The organism is Bacillus sp. M13(2017), from assembly GCF_002218325.1.
GTDB classification, from domain to species: Bacteria; Bacillota; Bacilli; order Bacillales; family Bacillaceae_G; genus Bacillus_A; species Bacillus_A thuringiensis_K.
Genome location: NZ_KZ268510.1, coordinates 79,859 through 93,275, shown reverse-complemented (window position 1 = coordinate 93,275; position 13,417 = coordinate 79,859). Strand labels below are relative to the sequence as shown.

Sequence of the window (13,417 nt, the reverse complement as noted above, 5' to 3'; positions counted from 1 at the left end):
TGAAAAAGCACATCCATAAAGGAGGATTGGTAACTATGAGTGATAAAGTACTTGTTGTGGAAGATGAACGCGAAATTGCCGATTTGGTTGAGCTATATTTGAAAAACGAGAATTATACGGTTTTCAAATACTATACCGCCAAAGAAGCGTTGGAATGTATAGACAAGAATGCGCTTGACCTTGCTATATTGGACATCATGCTTCCTGACGCAAGTGGTCTCACTATCTGTCAAAAAATAAGGGACAAGCACACCTATCCAATTATCATGTTAACGGCGAAAGATACGGAAGTAGATAAAATTACAGGGCTAACAATTGGCGCAGACGATTATATTACAAAGCCCTTTCGCCCACTAGAGTTAATTGCGCGAGTCAAGGCGCAGTTACGCCGATACAAAAAATACAATGGAGTAACGGCACTGAACAAGAATGTTATCGTCCACTCTGGTCTTGTCATTAATATAAGCACGCATGAGTGTTCTCTGAACGAGAAGCCGTTATCTCTCACTCCCACCGAGTTTTCAATCCTGCGCATCCTCTGTGAAAACAAGGGAAATGTGGTTAGCTCTGAGCAGCTGTTTCATGAGATATGGGGTGATGAATATTTCAGCAAAAGCAATAACACTATCACCGTGCATATCCGACATCTGCGTGAAAAGATGAACGACACCGTTGATAATCCGAAGTATATAAAAACGGTATGGGGGATCGGCTATAAAATTGAAAAATAAAAATAAGAATAAAAAAATCGATTATTCAAAATTAAAACGAAAACTCTACCAGTATATCCTTACGATTGTCATGGCAGCAGTTGTATTTGTGCTGTTTTTGCGTCTATTTATCCAGGGGACACTTGGAGAGTGGATCGTACGTTTTTTGGAAAACAGTTATCACTTACAGCGTCGGGACGCAATGATAATATATCAGTATACTATACGGAACAATATAGAAATTTTTATTTATGTGGCGGTTGCCATTAGTATTCTTATTCTATGCCGCGTTATGCTTTTAAAATTTGTAAAATACTTTGACGAGATAAATACCGGTATTGATATACTTATTCAGAACGAAGATAAACAAATTGAGCTTTCTGCGGAAATGGAGTTCATGGAACAGAAGCTCAACACATTAAAGCGAACCCTTGAAAAGCGAGAGCATGATGCAAAGCTGGCCGAACAAAGAAAAAATGAAGTTGTTATGTACTTGGCGCACGACATTAAAACGCCTCTTACATCAGTTATCGGTTATCTGATCCTGCTTGACGAGGCACCAGACATGCCGAGAGAGCAAAAGGCAAAGTATGTGCATATCACGTTAGACAAAGCGTATCGCCTGGAACAGCTAATCGACGAGTTTTTTGAGATTACGCGATATAACCTCCAAACGATTACGCTCACGAAAAAGCACATAGACCTATACTATATGCTGGTGCAAATGACTGATGAATTTTATCCCCAGCTTGCCGCGAAGGGCAAACAGGTGTTTATCCATGCTTCCGAAGATTTGACCGTATTTGGTGACCCTGATAAGCTAGCGAGGGTCTTTAACAATATTTTAAAAAACGCCGCTGCATACAGTGAGGACGACAGCGTTATTGACATTACGGCGTGCCTCTCCGAGGATGTGGTATCCATCGTTTTCAAGAACGCCGGAAACATCCCGAAAGATAAACTCGCTACTATATTTGAAAAGTTTTACAGATTGGATGATGCCCGTTCTTCTGATACGGGCGGAGCGGGACTTGGATTGGCGATTGCAAAAGAAATCATTGTCCAGCATGGCGGACAGATTTACGCGGAAAGTAATGATAACTCTACGACGTTCACGGTAGAGATTCCAGTCTTCCAAGACTTAGTTAATAAAGGGGATTCTTAGAAAATATCATTGTTTCTTAAGAAAATCTTAAGGTCATCTCTACTTTTTCTTAGGAAATTAACAATTTAATATTAAAAAATGGCTCGTTCTTATGCGGTAGACTTAAACCATAAGAACGAGTTTTTTTGTTTCGTCAAAGAAAGATATGATAAGTTATGCGTGGATTAAAATAGCTCACATGTTTAGAAAAAGAGTGACACAAATATTCCTTTTCCTTTTAGCGAATTGTGTCAAATGAGCAATCTGCTGTTTTGGATGTTCTTGCACACACCACTGAGCAGAGCATCTAGATATAGCATCGCTTTGCAGAAAATAATTGTTAAGAGCTACTTATCCGAAATCTTCCACGCTGAGTCAGCATTGCATTATCATCAAGTCGTTTACTTAAGGAGGAAACTAAAAATGAAGAAGTGGTGTTTTTTATTGTTATTTTTATTGTGCTTAGGTTTTGTTTTCATGAATAAAGCACTGTTTTTTCAGAATAAAGTAGAGGTTCAAAAATATGATCAAAATCACAAAGATAACATAGATAATACAGGGACCACCTCAAATATCCAAAAGAAAGAGATTGCAAAAGAACAAATCTATCAAGGGAATCTGCTCTTAATCAACAGTAAATACCCTATTCGCCAGGAGAGTGTGAAATCAGATATCGTAAATTTATCTAAACATAATGAATTGATAAATGGATACAGGTTGCTTAATAAGAATATTTATCTATCAAAAGGAATTGCAAACAAATTTTCAGAGATGATTAATAATGCTGCAAAGGAAGGAGTTAATCAATTTTTGATTAATAGTGGCTATCGTGATTTTGATGAGCAAAGTGAACTTTACCAAGAAATGGGGGCTGATTATGCCTTGCCCGCAGGTTATAGTGAACATAATTCAGGTTTATCACTTGATGTAGGATCAGGCTTAACGAAAATGGACCGAGCACCTGAAGGAAAGTGGATAGAAAAAAATGCTTGGAAATACGGCTTTATCTTACGATATCCCTCGGATAAAACAGATGTTACAGGAATTCAATATGAACCTTGGCATATTCGCTATGTCGGTTTGCCTCACAGTGCGATTATGCAAGAAATGAATTTAGCCTTAGAAGAATATCTAGATTATTTAAAAGAAGAAGGGAGCATTTCAGCAAGTATTGATGGGGAAAAATATACGATTTCATATTATCCCTTTTTTCAAAACAAGACAATTGACGTTGAAATACCAGTAAATGAATTTTATGAAATATCTGGAAATAATATGGATGGGGTGATTGTGACCACCCGTTCTTGAATTATATTCTAAAATGACAAAGTTATAGATTAAAATGTAAAGTTAGGAGATTCTATATGCATTCAGGAGTTTTGATTAATTATTTATATACTTATTTTTTTACTATTATTTTTTGTATAGTGTTTCAAATTGGATTTTATTTTAAAACGAAAAAAAATATATCTATTCAGCATTTTCTATGGGTGTATGTTTTTCTATTCTACCTTTCACTAGTGTATAAAGTGACGCAGATAGGGACTATATGGGACATAGGGAGATACGAAACAGTAATTCGCGCAAATCAAATTAACTTGATTCCATTTGCTTCTGAAGGTATGACTACTTATGTCTTAAACATTTTACTGTTTATACCATTAGGTTTTTTATTGCCGACTATTTGGCCGCAGTTTAGAACAATAAAAAATACTGCCTATGCTGGATTCGGTTTTTCATTGGCTATTGAGTTAGGTCAATTGCTAAATAATAGAATTACAGATATTGATGATTTATCTATGAACACCCTGGGAGCAATTATTGGGTATTTATTATATAGAGTATTATTTAAAATGATATATAAAAGAGATGAAAAAAAGATTGATAATAATTTTTCTCTAGTAATAAAATACGAGGCTATTTTTTATTTAGTTTGCTCATTTGTAGGTATAATGTTAATTTATTATCCAGTTTTATTTAGACGTCCTCTAATCCTTCAATAAGGTGATTAAGATACTATCAGATAATATAAATATAGCAAATTGATTCTTAAATAATAGGGTATCACATATACCCATTTATATTAAATTCTCACAGAAGTCTTTCAACACTATTCTTACTGAAGGTTGAGTGATTATTGAATCGATTTCTATTGCTCCCGTTTTATATCAAAGTACGAGCCTTTAATTAACAATTATATCCATTGTGAAAAAATAAGATAGGCTGTAATATTTACCAGTATTTAAATGCCAAAAATTGTTTAAAGCATTTCAACTAATATTTAAGAGGAGAATACAATGAACAAACTAAAAAAGTTACTGAAACGTAAAACGATTTGGATAATTCTTATCCTATTCGTATTTGTTTATGTAAATAACAGTTCTTTTTTTGCTAAGAGGGACGATGGAACGCCTCTTCTTCTTGCTCACCGAGGACTTTCGCAAACATTTAGCATGGAAGGGATTGAGGATGATACATGTACAGCAGAACGTATAAATAAACCTGAACACTCTTATTTAGAAAATACAATTCCATCTATGGAAGCTGCATTTAAAGCTGGAGCTGATTTAGTAGAGTTTGATATTCAACCAACTAAAGATAATAATTTTGTTATTTTTCATGATTGGACTCTTGATTGCCGTACTAATGGTAAAGGCGTTACAAGAGATTTTACAACAAAAGAATTACAAGCACTTGATATTGGTTACGGTTATACAGCTGATGGAGGTAAAACATTCCCGTTTCGTCGTAAAGGGATTAATCTTATGCCAACACTTGATGAAGTACTTAACCATTTTCCAGATCGTTCTTTTCTTATTCATATTAAAAGTGATGATGAAAATGAAGGAATCCAATTGGCTGCTCACCTTAAGAAATTACCAGCGAAACGCCTGGATCAACTAACTGTATATGGTGGCGATAAACCAATTGCTGCGATAAAAGAGCGCATCCCTAGTTTACGCACAATGTCAAAAGCGACCATGAAAAAAGATCTTATTACTTATATGGCATTAGGGTGGACCGGATACATACCTTCAAGCCTGAAGCATGGAGAATTACATATACCAGACAAAGTAGCTCCTTGGCTTTGGGGATGGCCAAATCGTTTTCTTAATCGAATGGATAAAGCAGATACTCGAGTTATCGTTGTAGGAGGAAATGGGTTTGGATTTTCAAGTGGATTTGACTCATCTGAAGATATAAAACGCCTTCCTGAAGATTATACAGGTGGAATTTGGACAAATCAAATTGATAAAATAGCACCTTTATTTAAGAAATAAGAGACAATATAACAATCGAAGTTTTTCATCTATTTAACCATCTATATTTTAAAAGAAGATTTATTAATAATGTTGAAGTTTTATATACTGAAAAATGCCCCTAATTTCCTATACATAATGGAAATCAGGGGTGTTTTTGGATAAATGGGACTTACTTTATTTATATTCAAACAGAATTATAACAACTATCAAAGAATAAACCGCTAGATGTATAAAATGAGCTGATGTAGATAAGTAAATTTTTCGTTTGGGGGAATTAAAAATCTTAGCTTGATGGGCATGTTGCGAGACTCCTAAAACACCTATAAAATCTTAAATCAAAAAATGAAAATATGCATATTTTCAAATCAAATAACAAAATTGTAAATATATAGGTTACAATAGATGTGTAGACACTCTCCGAGTCTCCTAAGAATCTATTTTTCGATACAAAGTCTCTTTATAGACTTCGTTTTTTTATAAAAAATGAAAGTAAACTTTTAGCCATTAGTTCACTTTCGATTTTTCTAAAATATTGAATTTATCTAAAATCCCCTGACACCCTCAGAATCAAAAACAAAAGTATACATTCAAAACACTGTAAATAAAGAAATTAGAACATCTTTTAACAAAAAATAGATCTAAACTAATTTTTTATATAAATACGATTATGATAGCTGTATACACAAAATTAAGGAAACTGCTTATTAACGTGAAAATATTTGCATAAAATGAACATGTTTTCATACTAGAGAATGAGCATTAGTCCCCAATAGTATGAATATGTTAAATTAATGCATTATTTTCTATTTAAGAGAGGATAGCTACAATATAAATTTTCATAAAATTTTCAACATATATAATGGAGTTGATACAGTGAATCTATTAAAAAAGGATATTAACAAAGTTGAAGAAATATGCTTGGGATTTGGTGTAAGTTTGGAGCTGATAGAAGCTGTTATTAGTAAATTGGGGTTTCAACAATGGCCTAAAAATAGTGAAGATAACCTGAGAATGCTTTATCAGTCATGGTGCAAAAATGTTCCGCAAGATAATATACATAAAAGGATTTATTTTGGAAATAAAATGTCAGGTCCATTACCAATTGGAAATCCTTCAGAATTCTTTTCGAATTTTTTAGAACATTCAACGGGAGGGACATGTTGGGGACATTCAATCGGTTTATACAGTCTGATAAAAATTTTAGGATATGATGTGCGCGCTGCGGCAGGATCGATGGTAGGGCTTACTCCACCAGAAAATGGTCCAAGTCATGGCACGGTCATTGTTATAATTGAAGATCAACAATATTTGGTAGATGGTATTTTAATGATTGAAGATATTGTCCCTTTATCCCAAGAACGTCCTTCAATCGGAGGATCTCTACCTTTTACAATCAAGGTATATCCGAATTTTAATGATTTGTGGGATATTGTATTTCGAACGGGTCACAGTGAGAAAGAACTTACCTGTAGGTTAGAGATTGATAATGTCGAATTTTCATATTTACAGGAGCGTTGGGAAAATACTCGAAACTATAGCCCGTTTAATAGTAGTTTATTTATTCGTAAAAACATTGGGAAAAAGGCTGTTACACTTGGTCGAAATAAACTTTTTCATTTAAATGAAGCTGGTAATATTACAGTTGAGGAAATAGTAACGAATCTAGAAAAGAAACGAATTTTAATTAACATATTTGATTTGAGTGAGGAAATTGTTAATGCAATACCGTTGGATGACCCTTAAAAAATTCGACTTGTCAACATTTACTGAACACGAAGGGTTCTGTTGCAAATATTTAGCTTACTCTTTAAAATTTTGCAACAGAGCCATAAATATTGGTTTGGGGACTTATATTTAAAGGTAAAGTATCCAAAACAGCTGTTTTTTTTGTTGTATAGAAATTACACAATAAACGTATTTAGAGGTTAATTTAGGCATAATGAAGGCCCATCATATAATTATACAGAAAGGCTTTTCTGACATACAACTAGTACCCCTACACTTTATGTGGCACCTGAATAAGGTGCCTATTTTATTGAACCTTTTGATAAGGACAAGCATATATTGAAATCTAGGACAATCAACGTATTCTATTTAATCATCAGTTAACGCTTCTTTTCCTATTAAGGGCATCTCCTGCTATGAATGCTCTCTTTTTATTGAAAAAATTGGACACTTGAATGTAGTTATAAACATGTAATAGCGATTATCGTAGGCCTACTGTGATTGGTTTAACGTCTTATTTGTTGTTAAGGAAAGATAAGCGATATTAAAGTTACGGTTCATCTATATACCACTTGTATTATTCGAATTCATCTTTGCGGGATTCTAAGTATTGTACAGAAAATAAAAATACGGTTATGAATCGAAAAAGCAATTAACTAGATTAATTGCTTTATTGAACTCGTTTTGCGACTTCGCTAAACAAACGAACACAACGAACAAAAATAGACCTAGTAAATAAGTCGCTGTTTTTAGGTGTAATAGTTGAAGAGAACTACAATTTAATTTTGTATGTATATATTATTCATAAATATAGATATGTCTCTTTATATAAGAATCCTACACTTCTTCTTTATTTACCTGTACTTATATTTTTTATAATTAATTATGTGATAGATATTGATTTAAAGTGTTTTATACGAAATAAACAATTGGTGTTTTTAGGGATTGATATCATCATCGCAACTCCAAACCTCTTAAATTAACAAAATCTTCGAAAATTATAACTTGGATAATTGCAATTTGTTATATAATGGAATCAAACCATAGTCAAAGATGGTTTCCCCGATATGTATAATGAGATAGTTTGTGTATCCTGTATATTGGCTGTAAATTCAAAAAGAACTTGTAGGAATCCTACAAGTTCTTTTTGCTTTTCTTATTGTATTAGAAAAGAGCCCTTTAAATATAGCAGAAATAATAATGCAGTGTTTATTTCTCGTTTGCCAACTAAAATGTTGTATTTTTGAATTTTAATAAGTTTGATTAATAAAAACATTTAGACTGTAGAATGAATCATTAGACTGTTAGAAGAATAAGCAAAAAGGGAAGAACCACCAATATTCTTCGCCTTTTGCCTGTAATTAGGGTTTCTATATTATTGAATATAGAAGATTATAAAATGTTGGATGCAACAGTTTACTCTTGAAATTATAGCAAGAGTAACAGGTGTTTTTTTATGCAATATTGCATGAAAAGATCATTGTTTATCAAAGATACTGTTTAACGATAGACAGTAGTATATATTTTGTGTGTTTAGTTTTAAGTAAGGTTTGATTTTAAATCAAATTCCCCCTGTAATATGAACGGAAAAACTCTATATAGGATGTATTTTTCTTTATTCTAAAAAACTATATAACAACTTGAAACTAGAATATTATTAATTTTTGAGTGTAAATAAATTAAACTTTAATTTTTAAAACAAACGTTTGGTTAATTCTATGTAAACAATTTATAAGGATAAATTGAATTTAAAAAAGTTTCTTTATAGTGGAATAAAAGCTGCAAAATCAAAAAGGTGAATTTTATCAATACGAGTTTTTGCTTTTATATATTAAAATAGAAGTACCCTTTCAATGTATGCTGAACCCCTTCACAAATCGTGGAGGGATTTTTCGTTTAATAAGTGAATTTTACAAAATATACAAAAAAATTTAACTCATGAAATCCACTGATATCATTGGATATTTAACGACTTGTTTTGCAATTTATAAAATGATGTAAATTTAGTTTTACTTTTTACAGATGAATCTTCCTAAAAAGTGATTAGCGTTTATAAAGGCACACCCTTTGGTTTGCTTTTTATTATTACGTGTTCAAAGATATAGAGAGCATTTGATATACCTATAAAAGTGTACCTTTATAAACAGTTATGAGTTGTAGGTTAGTAACTAGAAACGAAATCAATTTTCTATTGACTTACAATTTGAATTTTATTAAGGAATAAAAAGGGCCTATACTTCACTGAAGTATAGGGGGAGAGACTACAAGTAATCAGTTATTAATTTTGAATAGATACTTAAATCGATGAATTTTCCATTTGATTTTTCACTTTTTCTTAGATTTCCTTCTAATGTGAATTTTAATTTTTTTAACACGCTTATGGAATTTAGATTTTCAGATTCAACTTTTGCTTCAATGCGGTTTAGTTTTAAATCAATAAATGCACAATCTATTAAAGCGGAGATTGCTTCAGGTGCATATCCTTTGCCCCAAAATGCTTTTGAAATATCATAGCCGATCTTAGTTTTAGAGTTTTCAAAATCTAAGAAATTATAACCACATGAGCCAATGATTTGATTAGATTTTGCTTCGATAACAGTAAATCGTATTGCTTTATTGTTTTGAGCCAGCTCATTTAGAAATTTAATCATATCTTTTGCCTGATCCTCATTAGTGAAATTAATAATATTCATGAATTTCGTAACATCTGGATCAGACCATACTTTAAATAAGCTTAATGAATCAGATTCTTTTGTTTTTCTTAAATATAATCTTTGTGTGTATAGTTCTGTAATCAATACTTTTACCTCCATTATATTGGTAATGGGTAGATGAAAAATATTGATATCTGTGCATAATTCAGCCCTTTCTACTCTTAGTTATTTTTTATTATACATGAGATAAATAGAGGGGGAATTATGTGGTTTTTTATATCAACTTTGTTTCTTAATTGTTTCTTCCATTTAATAGCACGCGTGATTTTATTAAAATGAGAGGAGAAAAACTCTTGAATAGAAAGGATATTTAGTAAAAATTTATTCAAAGAGAGTATCTTTACTTCAAATATCGGTACATGATTGATATTAGTAATAATGGAATAGCTATTTAAACTTTAGGGGAGGAACAATAATATGGCAAAAGTTCTAATGTTTAATTTTCCAGGAGAAGGACATATTAATCCGACAATTGCAGTTGTTGAAGAACTAATAAAAAGAGGCGAGGAAGTTATTTATTATTGCGTAGAAGAGTATAGAAGTAAAATAGAGAATACAGGAGCATTGTTTCGACCATATGAAAATTTTATATCACAAATAGACATGGTAAAAAGAATGAATGGGCAAATAAATCCTCAAGAACTATTATTATACATGGTGAAATCCATGGATAAAATAATAGGGATAATTTTAGAAGAAGTAAAACAAGAAAAATACGATTATGTTATATATGATAATAATTTCGCTGTTGGATGGATTATAGCTGAAGTACTAAAAATACCTAAAATTTCTTCATGTACAACATTTGCCATTACTAAAAAAATAGCATCTGCTCTTATGAAGGATCATGAAGAAGAGAATAAAAAATCTCCATTATATCAGAAAGTTATGCGTATTTTTAAAAAATGGGAAGATATTTATGGAATTACTCTTAATGAAAAACAAAATTTGATGACATGCCCAGGGGATATTACAATTGTATATACATCAAAATTATATCAACCAAATGTCGAAGAATTTGATGATTCTTATATATTTGTTGGGCCCTCTATTGCACAGCGTAAAGATGTAGATTCTTTTTCCTTAGAACAGGAAAAGGGAAACAAGCTGATTTTTATTTCTATGGGAACAGTATTTAACCAACAATCCGATTTTTATCACACATGTTTTGAAGCATTTCGAAATAGCTCGGTTACTGTCATATTAGCTGTAGGGAAGCAAAATGATATTAGTCAATTAAATAATATTCCTTCTAATTTTAAGCTATATAATTACGTTCCTCAATTAGACATTCTACAACATACTGATCTATTTATTACACATGGGGGAATGAATAGTTCCAGTGAAAGCTTATATTTTGGTGTTCCTATGCTAGTTATTCCTGTTATGGGAGATCAGCCTATAATTGCTCAAAGAATAGAAGAATTAGAAGCCGGAGTTCAGTTAAATCGTAAATTCCTTACTCCGGAGATATTACGTAATACAGCGATGCATGTGTTATCAAATGATATTTATAAAAAAAATAGCCATAGAATTGGAGAATCTTTAAAAAATGCTGGAGGATATAACAAGGCAGTCGATAAAATTGAAACCTTTAAATTTAAAATAGGTATTAAATAAAGCAAAACTATTGTGGCTGAAGAATTTGTGGAGCATGTGGTGATTGGTATGAAAATTCTATCGAATAACCTATCAGTTTTATATTGCTTATTGTTATTCAGTTAGTCGTTTATATCGTTTGTTTTACTGTAATCATGTTAATTTTTAGGATACTAGAAGTTAAATAATTAACAATAAATACGCTTGGTTTATATGTTATTTTTTGATTATTAAGGTATTAAGTTATATTATGATACAATATTTTCTTATGTACGGAACCCAAGCTAGTTTAGTTCAAATGAAACTGATGTTTATTACCAAATTAAGTGTATTTTGGTATGTTATTTAGGGTACCGCCACAAGCTTATCAATCTAGTGAAATGAAACATCCCCAAAACATCTTTGTTGTTTTTGGGGACATTATGAAAAAGTAGCTTATTGGCTATGGGCATTTACATCGAGAGAGGCAATCTATTTCAAGTATCTATATTGCTTTATATAAATGAATTTTCCAAGCGGATGTGTTTGATTTAAATATTTTTTCAAGAGATAAATTGTTCTCTGCTGCATTTTCAATTGGAACAGCAGAAAAAATGTAACGACCATCCATTTTTTTGAAGTGTTCTATATTTAATTCTACATTTCTTAAGCGTTTGTTTGATTTTTTTGTAAACATATAGTGTTTTCCAAGTTCATCGGTGAAAAGATAACAACGGCCACCCCATTCGTCAAAATACGTACGAATCGTTTTATTCTTCGCTAGTTCCTTCTCGATTATTTTTCGAAATTCATATTTATATGATAGAGGATAAAAATTATTATATGTATCAAGTGTGTAGAATCCATTGTACTGAGCGATAGCAGGATGTAAACCAATACTAGCGACACGGTACTGTTCCAAAGGTAAATCGATATACTCTTTTATCTCCTGGAATTGTTCTTCTGCAAAAAATTCCTTTACTGAAGGTTTATTTTGAAAAATAAGTTCTTCATTAAAAAAGCTTAACAAAATAATTTGAGCTATCACAAAGCCTGTTACAGCGTGTCTCCATATTTTCCCTTGTAACCATAAAACTTTTAATCCAAGAGCGAATAAAACATAGATAACTAACGGGCGTAAAAAATGATAACGTGCAAAATTAAATGTATCTAAAATGTGAAAACGTTTTGTTAATGGAAGCCAACCTTTATAAAACCAAAAAGCATACCAAATTGACAACGCTATGTTAAACCAAAACAAAAAAACAAAGACTTTTTCTTGCTTCCATTGTTTCTTAGTAATGATAAAATACAACGCAATAAGTATGACAGGTAAAATAACAAATGTATGGACTGTCATGACATGGGTATGTCCGAAAAGGAAATTTTTCAATGTGAGGCGGAGAGACCGCCATAACGATAATCTTGCATGAAAATATTCATCTCTACTGTTAGGTGCAGTAGATAAAAAGAAGGAAGATACTAAGCGATATTCTACAATCATGTAAATGAGCGTCATATAAATAATTGAAAAAAGAAAACGAAAGTTCCATTCTTTTTTTATTACTAAGTCCACTAACCAAAGGACTCCCATTCCGCTTAAAAAAAAGAAAAAACCTAAAACAATACTCGAATATAGAGGAATAAGAGTGAGTACGAAATAGTTCTTCCACGACCTTTCTCCTTTTCGAATATTTAAAAATGCCCAAAGTGCAAGAGGCATTCCGAGAGTACTAAGCATCCCTGAAGGCCAGAAAGGAGTAAGAGCAAAAGCTAATGAAACTCCTACTGCAATGACCCTCCATTCCTCTCTAGGTAAAAAATGTTGTTTTAAAAGAACATACATCCCTATAAACGCAACCACTCTTGTAATCGTTTGACTTAATGCATACGCAACCATATTTGGAAAAAAAGCATACAACCAAACGATACCACTAAATTCCGTACTAAATGCGTTTCTTGACAATTGATTGTTTATCACCTGTGGAATGGTAGCATCAATTGGACCTATTATCTCTCCGCTCCTTGCCAAAACCTTATACCAGGACAAATTGGAATCAAGATTATCATGAACGCGAATATGCGCATTTTCTCCAAGAATAAATAAAGGAGACAAATAAAGAATGAGTATGATTGCTGCAAAAACAAGTAACTTTATTTCTTTGTTATTCTGGTTTAAAAACATTGAATGCACCTCAAGAAATTTTAAAAAAGCTTATTTATAAAATCTCCCAAACGACAGAAATTATCCATGGGTTAATAAGGGGTTGTGATTTTTTGTAA

Annotated in this window: 9 protein-coding genes; 7 read left to right on the top strand and 2 right to left on the bottom strand. The window is 31.9% G+C overall.

Features of this window, described 5'->3' with window-relative positions; all coding sequences use genetic code 11:
* Positions 1 to 35: 35 nt before the first annotated feature.
* From vanR-A to CGQ22_RS21775, 6 genes are all read left to right on the top strand, one after another.
* The gene (gene vanR-A / locus CGQ22_RS21800; protein ID WP_089149323.1) at positions 36 to 731 is read left to right on the top strand and encodes a vancomycin resistance response regulator transcription factor VanR-A; all 696 of its coding nucleotides are present in this window, start codon (positions 36 to 38) and stop codon (positions 729 to 731) included.
* A complete protein-coding gene (vanS, locus tag CGQ22_RS21795; protein WP_089149322.1) occupies positions 721 to 1,875 on the top strand; it encodes a vancomycin resistance histidine kinase VanS in 1,155 nt (384 codons plus the stop codon). Before vanR-A ends, vanS begins: the two co-directional genes overlap by 11 nt.
* A 402-nt stretch (positions 1,876 to 2,277) precedes the next feature.
* Positions 2,278 to 3,162 carry a VanY-A/VanY-F/VanY-M family D-Ala-D-Ala carboxypeptidase gene (gene vanY / locus CGQ22_RS21790; RefSeq protein ID WP_089149321.1) on the top strand — a complete coding sequence of 295 codons (885 nt, stop codon included), beginning with the start codon at positions 2,278 to 2,280 and terminating at the stop codon, positions 3,160 to 3,162.
* 56 nt (positions 3,163 to 3,218) lie between these two features.
* Positions 3,219 to 3,857 (top strand): VanZ family protein, encoded by a 639-nt coding sequence (locus tag CGQ22_RS21785; protein ID WP_089149320.1) that lies wholly within the window; start codon positions 3,219 to 3,221, stop codon positions 3,855 to 3,857.
* A gap of 294 nt (positions 3,858 to 4,151) precedes the next feature.
* Positions 4,152 to 5,135, top strand: coding sequence for a glycerophosphodiester phosphodiesterase family protein (locus CGQ22_RS21780; protein WP_089149319.1), 984 nt, complete (start codon positions 4,152 to 4,154; stop codon positions 5,133 to 5,135).
* An 855-nt stretch (positions 5,136 to 5,990) separates the two neighbouring features.
* The gene (locus CGQ22_RS21775) at positions 5,991 to 6,860 is read left to right on the top strand and encodes an arylamine N-acetyltransferase (RefSeq protein WP_089149318.1); all 870 of its coding nucleotides are present in this window, start codon (positions 5,991 to 5,993) and stop codon (positions 6,858 to 6,860) included.
* A gap of 2,243 nt (positions 6,861 to 9,103) precedes the next feature.
* Here the strand turns inward: CGQ22_RS21775 and CGQ22_RS21765 are convergent.
* Entirely contained in the window at positions 9,104 to 9,640 is a 537-nt protein-coding gene (locus CGQ22_RS21765; protein ID WP_089149316.1) for a GNAT family N-acetyltransferase, read from the bottom strand.
* Between the two features lie 333 nt (positions 9,641 to 9,973).
* Between CGQ22_RS21765 and CGQ22_RS21760 the strand changes: the two genes are divergently transcribed.
* The gene (locus tag CGQ22_RS21760; protein ID WP_089149315.1) at positions 9,974 to 11,176 is read left to right on the top strand and encodes a macrolide family glycosyltransferase; all 1,203 of its coding nucleotides are present in this window, start codon (positions 9,974 to 9,976) and stop codon (positions 11,174 to 11,176) included.
* Positions 11,177 to 11,639: 463 nt separating this feature from the next.
* Here the strand turns inward: CGQ22_RS21760 and CGQ22_RS21755 are convergent, their stop codons facing one another.
* On the bottom strand, positions 11,640 to 13,319 hold the full coding sequence (locus CGQ22_RS21755) for a DUF6044 family protein (RefSeq protein WP_089149314.1): 1,680 nt from the start codon (positions 13,317 to 13,319) through the stop codon (positions 11,640 to 11,642).
* Positions 13,320 to 13,417: the final 98 nt, after the last annotated feature.